This window comes from Psychrobacter sp. YGAH215 (assembly GCF_007280595.1).
GTDB lineage: Bacteria > Pseudomonadota > Gammaproteobacteria > Pseudomonadales > Moraxellaceae > Psychrobacter > Psychrobacter faecalis.
Map to the genome: position 1 here is coordinate 1 of NZ_VKLR01000036.1, position 16,152 is coordinate 16,152.

The 16,152-nt window shown below is 43.4% G+C and carries 17 protein-coding genes, 1 tRNA gene and 1 pseudogene; 14 read left to right on the top strand and 5 right to left on the bottom strand.

What is annotated here, in order from left to right; genetic code table 11:
• From FOR85_RS11800 to FOR85_RS11825, 6 genes are all read left to right on the top strand, one after another.
• Positions 1–504 (top strand): DUF475 domain-containing protein (locus tag FOR85_RS11800; protein WP_144298065.1); only part of this gene is annotated, 504 nt, incomplete at its 5' end.
• A gap of 163 nt (positions 505–667) precedes the next feature.
• Positions 668–1,192, top strand: a complete 525-nt coding sequence (locus tag FOR85_RS11805; RefSeq protein WP_011512374.1) for a TIGR00645 family protein — start codon at positions 668–670, stop codon at positions 1,190–1,192.
• Positions 1,193–1,251: 59 nt separating this feature from the next.
• The gene (locus tag FOR85_RS11810; RefSeq protein WP_144298066.1) at positions 1,252–2,175 is read left to right on the top strand and encodes a DUF808 domain-containing protein; all 924 of its coding nucleotides are present in this window, start codon (positions 1,252–1,254) and stop codon (positions 2,173–2,175) included.
• Between the two features lie 56 nt (positions 2,176–2,231).
• Positions 2,232–2,675 (top strand): MgtC/SapB family protein, encoded by a 444-nt coding sequence (locus FOR85_RS11815; RefSeq protein WP_144298067.1) that lies wholly within the window; start codon positions 2,232–2,234, stop codon positions 2,673–2,675.
• Between the two features lie 75 nt (positions 2,676–2,750).
• The gene (locus tag FOR85_RS11820; protein WP_144298068.1) at positions 2,751–3,452 is read left to right on the top strand and encodes an IS1 family transposase; all 702 of its coding nucleotides are present in this window, start codon (positions 2,751–2,753) and stop codon (positions 3,450–3,452) included.
• A gap of 320 nt (positions 3,453–3,772) precedes the next feature.
• On the top strand, positions 3,773–5,104 hold the full coding sequence (locus tag FOR85_RS11825; protein WP_144298069.1) for a valine--pyruvate transaminase: 1,332 nt from the start codon (positions 3,773–3,775) through the stop codon (positions 5,102–5,104).
• Positions 5,105–5,196: 92 nt separating this feature from the next.
• Here the strand turns inward: FOR85_RS11825 and FOR85_RS11830 are convergent, their stop codons facing one another.
• The 4 genes from FOR85_RS11830 to hisB form a co-directional block, all read right to left on the bottom strand.
• Positions 5,197–6,159, bottom strand: coding sequence for a DJ-1/PfpI family protein (locus FOR85_RS11830; RefSeq protein ID WP_144298070.1), 963 nt, complete (start codon positions 6,157–6,159; stop codon positions 5,197–5,199).
• A gap of 234 nt (positions 6,160–6,393) precedes the next feature.
• On the bottom strand, positions 6,394–6,786 hold the full coding sequence (locus tag FOR85_RS11835; RefSeq protein WP_144298071.1) for a hypothetical protein: 393 nt from the start codon (positions 6,784–6,786) through the stop codon (positions 6,394–6,396).
• A gap of 138 nt (positions 6,787–6,924) precedes the next feature.
• Positions 6,925–7,569 carry an imidazole glycerol phosphate synthase subunit HisH gene (gene hisH, locus FOR85_RS11840; protein ID WP_144298072.1) on the bottom strand — a complete coding sequence of 215 codons (645 nt, stop codon included), beginning with the start codon at positions 7,567–7,569 and terminating at the stop codon, positions 6,925–6,927.
• Complete coding sequence (gene hisB / locus FOR85_RS11845) at positions 7,570–8,217, bottom strand: imidazoleglycerol-phosphate dehydratase HisB (protein ID WP_068404355.1); 648 nt, start codon at positions 8,215–8,217, stop codon at positions 7,570–7,572.
• A gap of 346 nt (positions 8,218–8,563) precedes the next feature.
• Here hisB and FOR85_RS11850 point away from each other — a divergent pair, with 346 nt between their 5' ends.
• The 6 genes and pseudogenes from FOR85_RS11850 to ilvD all read left to right on the top strand — a co-directional run bounded on the left by FOR85_RS11850 (position 8,564) and on the right by ilvD (position 12,356).
• The gene (locus FOR85_RS11850) at positions 8,564–8,986 is read left to right on the top strand and encodes a hypothetical protein (RefSeq protein ID WP_144298073.1); all 423 of its coding nucleotides are present in this window, start codon (positions 8,564–8,566) and stop codon (positions 8,984–8,986) included.
• 122 nt (positions 8,987–9,108) lie between these two features.
• Positions 9,109–9,184: transfer RNA gene (locus tag FOR85_RS11855), tRNA-Phe, on the top strand.
• Between the two features lie 336 nt (positions 9,185–9,520).
• Positions 9,521–9,619: pseudogene (locus tag FOR85_RS12985) on the top strand (DUF4385 family protein); the annotation flags it as partial.
• 29 nt (positions 9,620–9,648) lie between these two features.
• Positions 9,649–9,741 (top strand): hypothetical protein, encoded by a 93-nt coding sequence (locus FOR85_RS12835; RefSeq protein ID WP_263390493.1) that lies wholly within the window; start codon positions 9,649–9,651, stop codon positions 9,739–9,741.
• A gap of 92 nt (positions 9,742–9,833) precedes the next feature.
• Positions 9,834–10,556 (top strand): phosphoglycolate phosphatase, encoded by a 723-nt coding sequence (locus FOR85_RS11865; protein ID WP_223808629.1) that lies wholly within the window; start codon positions 9,834–9,836, stop codon positions 10,554–10,556.
• A 117-nt stretch (positions 10,557–10,673) separates the two neighbouring features.
• Complete coding sequence (gene ilvD / locus FOR85_RS11870) at positions 10,674–12,356, top strand: dihydroxy-acid dehydratase (protein ID WP_144298075.1); 1,683 nt, start codon at positions 10,674–10,676, stop codon at positions 12,354–12,356.
• Positions 12,357–12,415: 59 nt separating this feature from the next.
• Here ilvD and FOR85_RS11875 read toward each other — a convergent pair whose 3' ends face one another.
• Positions 12,416–13,978, bottom strand: coding sequence for a YifB family Mg chelatase-like AAA ATPase (locus FOR85_RS11875; RefSeq protein WP_144298076.1), 1,563 nt, complete (start codon positions 13,976–13,978; stop codon positions 12,416–12,418).
• A 377-nt stretch (positions 13,979–14,355) separates the two neighbouring features.
• Here FOR85_RS11875 and FOR85_RS12840 point away from each other — a divergent pair, with 377 nt between their 5' ends.
• Both FOR85_RS12840 and FOR85_RS12845 read left to right on the top strand, forming a co-directional pair.
• The gene (locus FOR85_RS12840) at positions 14,356–15,321 is read left to right on the top strand and encodes a penicillin acylase family protein (RefSeq protein WP_223808626.1); all 966 of its coding nucleotides are present in this window, start codon (positions 14,356–14,358) and stop codon (positions 15,319–15,321) included.
• Complete coding sequence (locus tag FOR85_RS12845; RefSeq protein ID WP_223808627.1) at positions 15,314–15,898, top strand: penicillin acylase family protein; 585 nt, start codon at positions 15,314–15,316, stop codon at positions 15,896–15,898. Before FOR85_RS12840 ends, FOR85_RS12845 begins: the two co-directional genes overlap by 8 nt.
• Positions 15,899–16,152: the final 254 nt, after the last annotated feature.

Below are 16,152 nucleotides of genomic sequence, written 5' to 3' on the forward strand. Positions count from 1 at the left end.
GCGGTCCTAATCGCTGGCGTTTGGGGTATCTTGGTATATCTTGGCGTACAAGTGGTCTCGGGTATGCTAGAAGGCGACCTTGAAGAAGACTTAGAAAACGCTGAAGCTGGCTCAGGTGCAGCAGCGACCAGTGCGATTATGAAAGGCGGAATCATCGGCTTTTTATATCTAGAAGTCCTTGATGCCTCATTCAGTTTCGATGGTGTGATTGGCGCCTTTGCGATTACCAATGACGTTATCGTGATTATGCTCGGTCTAGCAATCGGGGCGATGTTCGTGCGTTCGATGACTATTTTCTTAGTCGATAAAGGCACGCTTGATGAGTTTGTCTATCTCGAACATGGCGCGCATTATGCCATCGGCGCTCTAGCCATCATTATGCTATTGTCGGTGAAATTCCATGTGCCAGAGCTTATCACAGGTTTGATTGGTATTGCCTTCATTGGTTGGGCCCTGCTGGCTTCACTGAAACACCGTAAACAACAGGATAAACTCACTGCTTAGAGTGTAGAGAATGTAAAGCAAAAAATCATTATCTTAGAATATCGTTAATAACAGGTTATACCAAACAATTGGTATAACCTTTTTTCTAATATGCATTGCTTTTTATTACCTAATAATAGACATTATATTTAAACATTTATACTTCCAACAACAAGAGACACAAATGCTGAAGAAAGCTGAACAAAGATTAGAAAAAACCATATTTAATAGTCGTTGGCTGCTAGCCCCGTTCTATTTAGGATTGGTGCTCGGTATCATTTTATTATTTATTAAGTTTTTTCAAGAGCTGTGGCATATGACGACTCATGTGTTCAGTGCATCTGAAGCCGATGTCATCGTTGGTACGTTGGCGCTTATCGACATGTCATTAGTCGCAAGTTTATTACTTATCATCATATTTAGTGGTTATGAGATTTTTGTCTCAAAAATTGATACCGGAGATCATGAGGACCGCCCTGAATGGATGGGGAAAATCAATTTCTCTGGGCTAAAACTCAAAGTGATTGGTGCCATCGTTGCCATTTCTGCGATTGATCTTCTTAAATCATTTATGGATATACCTAAAGAGATGAGCGAAGGTGATGCTGATAGATTGATGTGGAAAGTGATTATCCATATGACGTTTGTGCTGTCAGGCCTGTTATTTGCTTTGATGGACAAGATTGTCGGTGATACCAAAAAACATTAGAAAGATTTTAATAAAAAACCTATCAACTAATTTATATAAATAGACGCAAAGGAGCGCACATGGCAGGAGCCAGTTTATTAACCTTACTTGATGATATCAGTGTGATACTAGACGATGTGTCGATCATGACCAAGGTTGCCGTTAAAAAAACTGCAGGAGTATTGGGTGATGATTTGGCCCTTAATGCTGAGCAAGTTTCAGGCGTTAAAGCCGACCGTGAGCTGCCAGTAGTTTGGGCCGTTGCCAAAGGCTCATTCGTTAACAAGCTTATATTAGTACCATTAGCGTTGCTGATTAGTGCCATCTACCCGCCATTAGTCACGTTTTTATTGATGTGCGGAGGTGTCTATTTGGCTTATGAGGGTGCTGAAAAAATCATTCATAAGTTCTGGCCACATATCTTACCTCACGATGAAGAACAAATCGCCCGTCTACGTGCCAATGCTGATGAGACGATTGATTTGGTTGCTTTTGAAAAGGACAAAATCAAAGGTGCGGTGCGCACCGACTTTATTCTATCGGCTGAAATTATCGTAATTGCACTCGGCTCAGCAGTTGGAGCAACGCTTTTAGAGAAGAGCGTGATGCTGTCTATTATTGCTATTGGCATTACAGTAGGCGTTTATGGCTTAGTAGCGGGTATCGTCAAAATGGATGATTTAGGTCTTTACCTAATGAAACAGACGAACGGTGCAAAGCAGAAAATAGGTGGGATTTTATTGTCTGCGGCACCAAAGCTGATGAAGTTTTTATCCATTGCTGGGACATTAGCAATGTTTCTAGTGGGCGGCGGTATCTTAGTGCATGGGATTGATTTTTTGCACCATGAAGTGGAAGACTTAGCGCACCTAACTGGCATATTTGAAAGTGTGACAACCATGCTCTTAAATGCGTTGGTAGGTTTATTCGTCGGTGTTATTGTCGTGGCTATCGTTACCATGATTGGTAAATTACGCAGTAATAAGTCATCTTCGACGCATTAAAAATAACGATAATCACCCTTGTTCGTTTAACCTTATTTTAAAGAGTGCAATAAACCATGTTTGAATTTGATTTAAACTTAAAATTAATGGTGTATCACCTAATTCAATTAGCAATTGCTTTCGTGCTTTCCCTACCGATTGCGCTTAATCGTGAGATGAAAGATAAGGGTGCAGGACTCAGAACTTTCCCATTAGTCAGTATTGCATCCTGTGCTTTCATGCTAGTAGCTGTCGATATCTATCATGGAGATGCACCAGAACCCGAAGCGAGAATCATGTACGCTATTATTACGGGTATGGGTTTTATCGGTGGGGGTGCGATTTTTAAAGGTGATAATACGGTAAAAGGCACTGCGACAGCTGCAAGTTTATGGAATACCGCTGCTATCGGCATCTCTGTTGCTTATGGACGTTATGAGATAGCGATTATATTATCAGTTGTTAATTTCTTAATTCTACAATTCTCAGAACCTTTCAAAGTAAAAGATAATCTTGAATAATTGGTGGTGTATCAGAAAGTATGCTGAGTTAATAAAGGAGAGTGACAGCCGAGGCAAGATGATATATTTGAGGTTATGAAGACACAAATAGATATCATATGCCCCGACTGTCACAGTCCCAGTTTTTCGATACACGGCATAAAAAGCTATGGCAAGCAGAACTATCAATGTAAGGACTGCAAACGCCAGTTTATTGGCGATCATGCCCTAACTTATAACGGCTGTCACTCTAGAATAGAAGATAAAATACGGCTAATGACAGTGAGAGGCTGTGGCATTAGAGACATTGCTATTATAGCCTCAGTTAGCATTGGTAAAGTGCTTAGCACCATAGGCTCATCTGTTTATAAGATTGCGCCTAAGAAGCGCTACTATGAACGCTTAGAGGTTGATGAGTTCTGGACTTACGTGTATCGCAAGAAGCGTAAAGTCTGGCTCATCTACGCTTATGACCGTGCTACCAATGAGATTGTCGCTTATGTCTGGGGCAAACGCGACTTAAAAACGGCTCAGAAACTAAGAGCGCGTCTAAAGCAGCTCAAAGTCAGCTATGGCTCAATCAGTATGGACAATTGGGACAGTTTCATAACGGCCTTTAAACCAGATAACAAACAAGTTGGCAAACAGCATACGATAGGTATTGAAGGCAATAACTGCCGTCTTAGACACCGACTAAAACGATCGGTTAGAAAGACTTGTTGCTTCTCAAAAAAGCTTGATAATCACTTTAAAGTATTCGATCTGGTGTTCTTTTATATCAATTATGGCTATGTCTGATGTCAGCATACTTTTTAGAACACCACCAACTTTTCTAAGTGTTTTAAAAATAACTTCATATTTTTTATTATGAACATGTTGGTGCTGGCAAGCAAGAATATGTATATCTAATACGTCACCTGTTGCCGTACGTACTCAACTTAACCTAAATGCTTTCTACTCACCTAGAAGGCGTTTTTTTGCTTCACAACCTATATAGACATATAAGTCAGTATCAACCATGCACTTTGCTTATTTTATAGCCCTCATTTGCTATACTAGCCCCACTTTATCGATTAAATAACACCTTATAACCTCCTTAAAAACAGCATGGTAGCCTTATGAAATTCTCAAAGTTCGGTCAAAAATTTACCCAGCCAACTGGCATCTCACAACTCATGGATGACTTGGGCGATGCGCTAAAAAGCGATCAGCCGATCAATATGCTGGGCGGTGGTAATCCTGCCAAGATTGATGCCGTCAATGAGCTATTTTTAGAGACTTATAAGGCCCTTGGTAATGATAACGATACCGGTGAGGCGAATAGTAGCGCGATTATTAGTATGGCAAATTACTCCAATCCGCAGGGGGATGCAGGCTTTATCGGTGCCTTGGTTGGCTTCTTTAATCGTCATTATGATTGGAATTTGAGCGCAGAAAATATCGCTTTGACCAATGGTTCGCAGAATGCTTTTTTCTATTTGTTTAATTTATTTGGCGGCGCATTTAATGATGGCGAAAATCAATCGGTAGATAAATCTATTCTACTGCCATTAACGCCTGAGTATATTGGCTATAGTGATGTGCATGTTGAAGGTCAGCATTTCGCAGCCGTATTGCCGCATATCGATGAAGTCACTCATGATGGCGAAGCAGGTTTCTTTAAATATCGTGTCGATTTTGACGCGTTAGAGAACCTGCCAGCATTGAAGGAAGGTCGAATTGGCGCGATTTGCTGTTCGCGTCCGACCAATCCAACCGGCAATGTGTTGACTGATGAGGAAATGGCGCATTTATCCGAGCTTGCCAAACGTTATGATATACCGCTAATCATCGATAATGCCTACGGTATGCCCTTCCCGAATATCATCTATTCTGACGCGCATTTGAACTGGGATAATAATACGATTTTATGCTTTAGCCTGTCTAAAATTGGTCTGCCCGGAATGCGTACCGGCATTATCGTTGCCGATGCGAAAGTCATCGAAGCGGTCAGCGCGATGAATGCGGTGGTCAATTTGGCTCCGACACGTTTTGGCGCAGCGATTGCGACGCCATTGGTGAACGATGACCGTATCAAGCAGTTGGCGGATAATGAAATTAAACCCTTTTATCAACAGCAAGCGACATTAGCGGTCAAGCTGTTAAAAGAAGCGCTGGGTGATTATCCGTTAATGATTCATAAGCCTGAGGGCGCGATATTTTTGTGGCTGTGGTTTAAAGACTTGCCGATTAGCACCACTGAGCTGTATGAAATTCTCAAAGACAAAGGCACGATTATCGTACCGAGTGAGTATTTCTTCCCCGGTGTCGATGTGAGTAATTATAAACATGCCCATGAGTGTATTCGTATGAGTATTGCAGCCGATGAGCAAACGCTGATTGATGGTATTCGAGTGATTGGTGAAGTGGTGCGTGAGCTTTATGATAAGGCTAACAGTCAGAAAGACTAAATCTTTTATTAAAAAAATATTGAATCATAAAAACAAAAAAACGGACTTATTAATAGTCCGTTTTTTTTGTGCTATCACCGAATCCAAACGGTTTAGCGCAGCGTTTTTAACAAAGCTTCAGCACTCATTTTACCAAAGTCATTGGCCGCCAAGGGTCCATCGCCTGAGATCAGCTTTCTGTCTTGATGGGTATGTCCTGTCGCCAGTTTGTTGGTAATCGTAACGCCCAACTGTTCTAGCTTTTCGCCAAAGTACCACGGCATCGTACCGGGTAAATAACCAATTTTTGGCATTTGCTTGTCCATAGCTGTCGGGAACGCTACCATCTCATAACCTTTAAAAATAAAGTCGCGATTGGCGTTATCATCTTTATCGGCGCTATTAGTATTGTCAGCGCTATCAGGTTTATCAGAGCGATCAGGACTTGCTAAATTGGCCGCCAATAAAGCCGCTGGTCCATGACAAATCGCTAAGGTAAATAAATCCTTGTCATAACCCCAACGTAGCAACTCGCCAAGGTTATAATCTCCAGGCAAGCCCAGCATTGCCCCATGCCCACCGGGGATAAAGATTGCTGCGTAATCCTCGCTATTTGCCATATCATTTTTGACAAAATCGGCGATACTTTTTGGACTGTTAAGCTTGGACTCATATTCCGCGTAGATTTTTTTGACGTCATCATCGTCCTCTGGCATTGCCCACTGCTCGACTTTGACAGACTCCCCGGTTGGGGTAAAAACATCTACCGTAAACCCTGCTTTTTTAAAATGCAGCAACGGCACCATCATCTCAACCGGATGATTGCCAGTCTTAAACTTCTTATCATTTGCCATGGTCATGTACTGCCGCTCGGTGCAGACCATCAGGATTTTTTTGTTGCCCCGATATGGCGCTTCGTACTCGCTATGATCGTAGTTGGTTTTGTTAGGCGCTGCCAATCTAAGCGAAGCTTTAGAAGGGGTATAAGCGCCATCTTCGGCTTCTTGCGGCTCTAAACCTAAGGTGTCTTTGGCTTTGTCTACTATTTCACTGATATTAAGGTCTGAGATATTCATAACTTTTCCTATTTTATTATTGCTTATATTAGATTGATAATTAGAAAAGATAGAATAATTGCCTGTCGCTACCTTTCTGATTGTAAGGTAGCAAACTCATAACACATTAAATAGACCAGAGTTTTTTGACTTTCGTAAGCTTTGTAAATGGTGAGTTGCTTAAATTTGGCGCTTTAAAAAAGTAACAGAGTAAAAAGCGCAAAGCAATGAGCTTATAAACAATAAAAAACGGACTTAGCGATAGTCCATTTTTTTCTGCCGTTTAATCATAGGCTTGACGGTATTGATTGATTGAAACGTCTTTGTCCATACGGTCAAGCCGTAGATTATGTAAGACAGCAGACAGGTATTCACGACATCATGGATACTGGCTTTGATTTCTGCCGCTTTTAACCCTGCCACACCCAATTCGGTAAGCGTCTGGCGATTGTCCAAATACTCACCCAGTAGAGCAATGGCGGTCACCAAAATCAAAGCGACAAAGGCTCTAACGCTGTATTTTTTAAAAATTGGACGCAGCAAAAGTAAACTTAATAGGTAGACGCCAATGCCCACATAAATATGCAAGGCGTCTTTGTCTAAGCCAGTAGCATCGACGACACCGTTTTTAAAGAGATAAAAGTCCACGATTTTATTCCGCGTAAAAGAGGTAAAAAGTAACTGAGTATAAATGAAAAACAGCCAATTATACATTGAGAATAAAAAAGGTAGATTAAGCATTTGCTAATCTACCTTCTTATTGAAGAAATATTTAAAGTATAGTTGTTAAATATCCCAATCGACAAAATTTTTTAATAGCTGCAGACCCGCGGTGTGGCTTTTTTCTGGATGGAACTGGGTCGCAAATAAATTATCTTGCAAAATACTGGCACAAAACGGCTGACCGTAATCACAAACGGCCGCCACTTGTGCATCGTCGCTAGGCGCGCAGTAATAGCTATGTACAAAGTAAAAATGCGCATTGTCTTCGATGCCATTCCACAGCGGATGAGCAAAATCCATGCCGCTGATGGTATTCCAGCCCATGTGCGGCACCTTAATGGTAACCCCCTGCTCATCTTTCCAAGTAGGGTCAAACGCTTCTACGCTGCCATCTAGGATGCCCAAGCATGTTGTACCACCATTCTCAGCGGACTGCTCAAACAACGCCTGCATGCCCACACAGATGGCCATAACAGGCTTATTGAATACTGCTTGACGTATGACCTCATCAATCCCTGCCTCATGCATGCCAGCGATACAATCGCGCATCGCACCGACACCGGGGAAGAAAATCTTATCAGCCGCCGCGACCACTTTTGGGTCATTGGTAATAGAAACCTCTGCCCCGACCGCTGCTAACGCCTTGCTGGCCGAGTGCAGATTACCCATGCCATAATCTAATAGTGCAACCTTTGTGGCTCTACTCATCTAAAAAGCCTCTTTGGTCGATGGCAAGGTATTCAGCGCACGCTCATCATATTCGCAAGCCATACGTAGCGCACGAGCAAACGCTTTAAAGGTTGACTCGATTTGGTGATGGCTGTTTTTACCTTTGAGGTTATCTAAATGCACCGTCATCCATGAATGATTGACGAAGCCGTAGAAAAATTCGCTAAACAAATCGACATCGAAGTTACCAACATGCGAGCGGGTAAACGGAATGTCCATATGAAGTCCTGGACGACCAGACAAATCAACCACCGCGCGCGTCAGTGACTCATCGAGTGGCGCATAAAAATGCCCGTAACGACGAATGCCTTTTTTATCGCCCAATGCTTTATTGAACGCTTGTCCAAGCGTGATACCCGTATCTTCAACACTGTGGTGATCATCGATAAAGGTATCGCCAGTACATTTGATATCTAAGTCAAACAGACCATGACGCTTGATTTGGTCAATCATATGGTCTAGAAATGGTACGCCAGTATCGACAGTGCCTTGACCGGTACCATCAAGGTTTACCGTACAAGTGACTTGCGTTTCAGCAGTATTACGCGTAACGGTCGCCGTACGTGCGGCATGACCAAAAAGATTTTGAGCAGAATTTTGATTTTGTTCGGTAGAATTGGCTGTCATGGCTACTCTCTATAAATGAAAAGCGGTCAATAAAATAGGGCGAAAAAGCGCCCAAAGCATTCTTACTAGCGTCTAAGAAATATAAAAGTTAAGCTGAAAGTGAGGTCAATGTTTACTAAAAAGCTTATTTAAAAAGGTAGAATATTGGGTTTTTGGCGTATAAACCCTTGTCTATCTTCATCATAGCAAACCCTAGCATTTACTGCCACGACCAAGCAGTAATCCACGCACAAAATCGCCCTATTCTGCTAAAATAGTGCGTTCAGTATTATCAATCATCACCCGCGCTGATCCCTCAACGCTACATTCGATGTTACGACGCGGTAAACACTTATAGGAACCGATTATGCCTTTAGAAGCGATCGCCATCAATAGCTTAGATGCGCCCCTAATTAAAAACCCTGCCCGCGAGAACGAGTTATCAGAGCGTCTGCATGCCTTATATGACAGCGATGACAATCAGCCAAGTGGCGCAGAGGTATTAAACCTCGTTGAGCAAGGTTTTAAGCGTGGTCAGACTTTGTATGTTGGCATGTTTAATGATAAGCCTATCGCCGCGGTTGCTTGCTTTGATGACGGGCAAACCGATGCCAAGCGCTTGCAATATCTTACTGTTCATAGCCAAAATCGTGGGCGCGCTATCGATGCGAAATTTATCAAACTGGTTTATGATGCCGAAGTGAAAAAAGGCGTGCGCGAGTTCGTGCCAGTCGATGCCGATATTCACCGTATTATGAGCGAGTATGAGCTCCTGCGCGTTAAGGACTAAATACGAGGTTAAAAGCTTAGTTTTGGCTGATATTCGATTATTTATGGGCTTTTCTCACTTATTATGCAAAAACCACTTGACAGTAACGCCTATATTTAGTTTAATAGCGCCTCAACGAAGACGGCTCGATAGCTCAGTCGGTAGAGCAACGGATTGAAAATCCGTGTGTCGGCAGTTCGAACCTGCCTCGAGCCACCATTCGTTTAAGCATTCCAAAAAGCCCCAAACAGTAATGTTTGGGGCTTTTTTTATGGTTAAAATTTAATAAAAATCATAGCAGCACCTATCAACCATATAGTGATTTCACTTTAAAAACTCTATAGCGAAGCTGATGGAAATTTTTGCAGCCTCTGTCTGCGTAGGCACAGCAAGCAAAAAAATTTTATCAGCTTTGCGGATAGATAAACGGCAACACACTTTATTTAATATCTACTATCCTGATAATCGCACTAATTCATAACACTTTTAAGCTGTTTTTAAAGGATAAACTCTCTCTATACTAAAACGATGGATGCAAAGTAAAAGGGTAAAACTATGAGAGAGTTTGATTATGACTTGGATTATAAAAACCTAGACTTGCGCGCGCACCCTGAGCTATATCGCGTCGGTCGCGGTGAGCAAGGCGTGCTGTTGAAGACCCTATCAAAGCAGAATCAGCGCGTATTTTTAAGCAAACTTGGGATAAATGCCGCGAAAACGCAGACTATCTTAGAATGAAATCCGAATATCGCGCACGCTATAAAGACTTCAAATAACCGGTTATAAAAATGACAACCATGAATCACAATGACCTCAGGCGCTTGATTGTGCTACGCTTTATCCTAAATTAATAATAAGAGCTTTTATGATGTCCAATAACCTTGCCCCAGCGCCCATTACACCGCAACTTACTTCACAACAAAAACCGCTTCTCATCTTTGATTTTGATGGTACGCTGATCGATAGCGTTCCTGATTTGGCGGATGCCACCAATCTAATGCTTGAGCAACTAGGTCGATCTCCTTTCGCTCTTGATACCATTAAAGGTTGGATTGGTAATGGCGCGCGTGTATTGGTTGAGCGAGCGCTATTAGGTCAGGTGATTGTTGATGACAGCTTAGACAACGATGCGGTAGAGGAAGCGCTTCGTATCTTTTTTGCCGCTTATGGCGCCCTTGATTGTCAAAAAACCACGGCTTATCCTGATGTGAGCGACGGCTTGCATCAGCTTAAAAACGCGGGCTATACCTTGGCACTGGTGACCAATAAGCCAATTCGTTTTGTCCCCAAAATACTAGACCATATGGGCTGGACGCCGCTGTTTAGCGAAGTGATTGGCGGCGATAGCTTACCGGCTAAAAAGCCAGATCCCGCGCCGTTATTACATGTTTGCGAGTCGCTTGGGTTTGCGCCTATTGACGCTTTTATGATTGGTGATTCGATCAATGATATTTTAGCGGGAAAAAATGCGGGCGTGGATACCATTGGGCTCTCATATGGTTATAATTATGGTGTCGATATTCGTGATAGTAAGCCAAACTTTGCGTTTGATGAGTTTGCTGCATTGGTTGACTATCTTTTAAAAGATTAGGGCGTATTTGGGATAGTCAAAAAAACAAGCACTTTTAATATATACATCAGCAAACTGTGATTAGCCTGTATTTACGCTGAAATAAGCCAATAAACCGTACGCTATTGGAGACAAAGAATGACTAAAAAAGACAATACCAACAGAAAACATTCTTCTATTTTGGTCGATGGTATTCAAAAGGCCCCAGCACGCTCTATGCTGCGTGCTGTCGGTTTTACCGATGAAGATTTTAAAAGACCGCAAGTGGGCATTGCCTCGACTTGGAGCCAAGTGACACCTTGTAATATTCACATTAATGGCTTAGCGGATGAAGTGGCCAAAGGTGTTTATTTTGCTCATGGTAAACCCATTATCTTTAATACCATTACCATCTCTGACGGTATCGCGAACGGTTACCAAGGTATGAAATACTCACTGGTATCGCGTGAAGTGATCGCCGATTCTATTGAAACCGTATCAGGTTGCCAAGGTCACGACGCGATCATTGCTATCGGTGGCTGCGATAAAAACATGCCGGGTTGCCTTATTGCCATGGCGCGCTTAAACCGTCCTTCGCTATTTATTTATGGCGGCACCATTCAGCCGGGCAAAAACCACACCGATATCGTTTCTGTCTTCGAAGCCGTCGGTGCCAATGCGCGCGGCGATATGAGCAAAGAAGAAGTCTTAGAAGTTGAAAGAACGGCTATCCCTGGCCCTGGTTCTTGCGGCGGCATGTATACTGCCAATACCATGGCATCAGCCATTGAAGCGCTTGGTATGAGCCTACCGGGCAGCTCGGCTCAAGAAGCTGTCTCTCCTGAAAAACGAGAAGATTGCCGAAAAGCCGGTGAAGCAATTCAGTGGCTCCTTGATAATGACATTAAGCCTAGCGACATTATGACGCGCAAAGCCTTTGAAAACGCCATTACTATGGTGATTGTATTAGGCGGCTCAACCAACGCGGTTCTGCATCTGCTCGCTATGGCCGATGCCATCGGTGTAGAGCTAAATATTGATGACTTTACTGAAATAGGAAAACGCGTTCCTGTGTTGGCCGATTTACGCCCGTCAGGCCGTTACCTCATGTCAGAGCTTATCGAGATTGGTGGCATCGCCCCATTAATGAAACGTTTATTGGCAAAAGGGTTACTGCATGGTGATTGCTTAACCGTTAATGGCAACACCATCGCTCAAAACTTGGCTAACGTAAAAGATTACCCTGAGGACCAAGATATTATCAGGCCGTTCGACAATCCCATTAAAGCTGACAGCCACTTACGCATATTACGCGGCAACATTGCACCAACCGGTGCGGTGGCAAAAATCAGTGGTCAAGAAGGTACGCAGTTTACGGGCATAGCACGGGTGTTTAACTCCGAAGAAGATTCCATGAGCGCTATTTTAGATGGCACTGTGGTGGCGGGTGACGTGGTTGTTATTCGTTACGAAGGTCCTAAAGGCGGCCCTGGTATGCGTGAAATGCTGTCGCCGACTTCTGCCATTATGGGTCGCGGATTGGGCAATGATGTGGCGCTGATTACTGATGGCCGCTTCTCTGGCGGTAGCCATGGCTTTGTCGTCGGGCACATCACCCCTGAAGCTATGGTTGGTGGCCCGATTGCGATTATTGAAAACGGCGACACCATCACCATTGATGCCGATAATAATGAAATCAATTTAAACATCAGCGAAGCAGATATTCAAAAGCGTTTAAGCAGGTGGATCGCTCCAGAGCCAAATATAAAGCGCGGCGTACTGGCTAAATATGCCAAAACCGTTGGCAGTGCCTCAGAAGGTGCCATTACCGATAAATTTTAATCGCTATTAAAAACACCTTGGGCAAAGGAATGCCTAAGGTGTTTTTACTTAATAATAAATCACTTGCTACGATAGCTTAGCGCCTCAGAGACATGGGCGCTGGTGATGCCTTCGCTATCTGCCAAATCAGCAATGGTGCGCGCGACACGTAATACTCGATGATAACCGCGAGCAGATAGATTTAGACGCTGCTGAGCAAGCTGTAATAATTGCTGCTCGCCCGCGCCTAAATGAATATACTTATCAATCTCGCTGGGACTCAGCTCATTATTAACCTTTTTTTGCCGTTCTAATTGTTGCTGATGGGCGGCAGCGACTCGCGTTCGCACTTGCTCAGAGGTTTCGCCAGCCTGCGCATTTTGTAAATCAGCGATCGGTAGCGCTGGCACGGTAATATGCAAATCAATTCGGTCAAGTAACGGCCCAGATAATTTATCTTGATAGCGCTTAATCTGCTCAGGTCGACAGCGACATCGGCCTGAGCCATCACCATCATAGCCGCACGGACACGGGTTCATCGCTGCTACCAGTTGAAAGTTTGCGGGGAAAGTAAGCTGCGAGTTGGCACGACTAATGGTGATTTGCTTGGCCTCTAACGGCTGACGCAATACTTCTAAAACCGTACGGTCGAACTCTGGTAACTCGTCTAAAAATAAAATTCCCTTGTTAGCAAGGGTGATCTCGCCAGGTTTGGGACGAGAACCACCACCAACCAACGCCACTGCAGATATGGTGTGATGGACTTGGCGAAATGGCCGCGTACCATAATCATAGTCGCTATCTGCCACTGAATAGGTGCTAGCAACCTCTAATGCATCTTCATCACTCAAGTCTGGCAAGATAGTTGGTAGCCGTGATGCCATCAACGTCTTGCCCGAACCCGGCGGTCCAGTAAACAGTATCGAATGACCACCAGCAGCGGCAATTTCTAACGCCCGCCTAGCATGATGTTGACCTTTGACATCTGCCAAATCTACTTTGTAAGCAACTTTACTCTGCGCAGCGTTTGGTTGCACGACTTCTAAGCGCTCATCTATCAAGCTAAAATCTGCAAGCGACTGCAAATGGCTACAGACTGCCTTTAAGTTTTGCGCCGCTAATATCGTCACCCCCTCGACACGGCTTGCCTCTGCTCCATTGTCACAAGGTACAATTAATTGCCGTAACTGGCGCGATTCTTGTTCATCAGTTTTTGTAGAAGGTTTTGTAGAATTTACCACTAGCGACTCTGCTTTCATCGCTCGAGCAACTGCCAAGCTACCGCTCACTTGCCGCAACTCGCCATTGAGTGCAAGCTCGCCGATAAACTCAAAACCTGATAACGTTTCTGGCTCAAGCTGCCCACTGGCAGCTAAAATCCCGATCGCAATTGGCAAATCTAATCTTGCACCATCTTTTGGCAAGTCTGCCGGTGCTAGATTAATCGTCAAACGCCGATTAGGGAACTGAAAGCCCGAATTAATGATGGCGGAGCGCACCCTATCTTTACTTTCACGTACCGCAGCGGCAGGCAGGCCGACAATGGTTAGCGCTGGCAAGCCTTGTGATAAATGCACCTCGATAATGACTTGCGGGGCGTGCAGTCCGACGACTGAACGCGTATAGACTTGGGCGAACGACATCAGCGTTTCCTACTATAAAGACTAATCAATAATAGAGCATTATGAATCAGCGCGCAAATGTCGTGTTCTATTTTTATCAACCTGTTTAAACCTTATTATTTCTAGCCTATTTTTCAATAAAGAAAGCTAGTTTTTGACTAACTCTAAAAAAACATCAGCGCCTAAATTCTGTGATTTATTCGCTAGCATAGATATTTAAAAGTGTTATATGTTTGATAAATGTTTTTAATTTTTCTTATTCGTTATTTCATTCAAAAAAATAGAAAATAAGACAGATAAAAGCACGGCAATAAAAGGAATTTATTGACACATAAAGCTTGGCGGTGATTTTCGTTAGCGCTTTATAAAATCGTAATTAACCATGGATGGGTAAGCTCATGAGCATTAATGTGCTTAATCGGCGTGTACGCACACTCACGCTATTAACAATGGCAGTGTCGTTGGGATTATTTGGCTGTTCGGATAACGACAATTTTAACGGCAATATAGACGACGATACTAGCGATAGTACTTATGCGGCGGATATCCAGCGCACTGAGTTTGGCATACCGCACATCACTGCTAAAAACTATAAAGGTCTCGGTTATGGCGTCGGGTATGCTTTTGCCGAAGACAATATCTGCTCACTGGCGCGCGAAATTGTAATCGCTAAGGGTGAGAGTATGCGCTATCTAGGCGATAAGGGGGATATCGATAGTGATGTCTTTTATACCTGGTATAATTCAGACGCTAAGCGTAAACAGTTTTTGGACGCGCAAGAGCCCGAGGTTTTAGATGCAGTAGCTGGTTATGCCGCCGGTTATAGCCGCTATTTGCGTGACAAAGGGGTCAAAAATATTGAAGACCCTGCCTGTGCAGGCGCTGAATGGGTTCGCGAAATCACGACTGATGATTTGCTAGCGCTTTATGGCAAGGCCAATCTACGCGGTGGTCTATCAAACTTTGTCACGCCTATTGCCACTGCGGCGCCTACCGTCGAAAAAGGCATCATGGGTAGCTCTCGAATGCGTACGCTTTCTATAGAGCCAGAGAACGACTTATCGCCAGAGTCGGCCGCGGATTTGTCCTCAGGCTTTGATTTTGATATGACAACCATCAATGTAACGGATGGCGGCAGTAACGCCTATGCCTTTGGTAGCGAAGTTACAGGCACCAAAAGTGGTATCCTTTATGGCAATCCTCATGAGCCTTGGGATGGTTTACAGCGCTTTTATGAATTTCATTTAACACTGCCAGGCAAGCTTGACGTCATGGGAGCAGGACAGCAAGGCCAACCTTTCCCCAACATTGGCTTTAATAAAGACGTCGCTTGGAGCCATACGGTATCGAAGCATCTTGAATAATTGGGATCGTCGCAATAATACCAACAGCCGAGGCGCGCATGTGTTTAGAGAGTTTTGGAACAAGGCAGGTTTTAGTGAATATACAAATGATTCATTTAAAGTCCCTTTTAACGAAGCCGACCCCATCAATACACCGCGCGAGCTAAAAATCACCGTACAGACTCGCCAAGCTTTAGGCGATGCGATTGCCTACTTCCAAAATAAAGGCATTGCACTTGATGCAAGCTTAGGTGAGCTGCAATATGTGCTAGATGCTGGCAAGAACAACCAGCACATTCCTATGCATGGTGGTTATGGTAGCGAAGGTATCTTTAACGTTGCCCGAGGTGCAGGAGTCAATGAGGCTGGTAATTATATTATTAATAATGGCCCAACCTATATGCAGTCAGTGACCTTTGATAGTAAAGGTCCTGTCGTAGAAGCGTTACTTGCCTACTCACAAGCAGGAGATACAACGCGCCCTTATCATCGTGATCAGACGCGCCGTTATTCAGATAAAGAGTGGATTCGTCTGCCATTTAGTAAGAGTGAAATATCCAAACAAGCGGTTGGTGAAGTGATTAAATTGAGAGAATAGTTCTAGCTAAATTATTGATTATAATAAAAAAGACTTTAGGGCAATCCTGAAGTCTTTTTTTATTGCAGATAGCAATACAACTTTATGGGTATATACCCCACTCTCAACTTATTTTTCTAAGGTATTGGTTTACTTATTTTTTAAAATTTCAGTTAAAACAATTAGAATTTTAAATTCCTTAGATTAACACACCAAGTGCAACACTAATTAATATTATAGAACGCCTGCATAGGCGTTTTAAACCCTAATCGTTT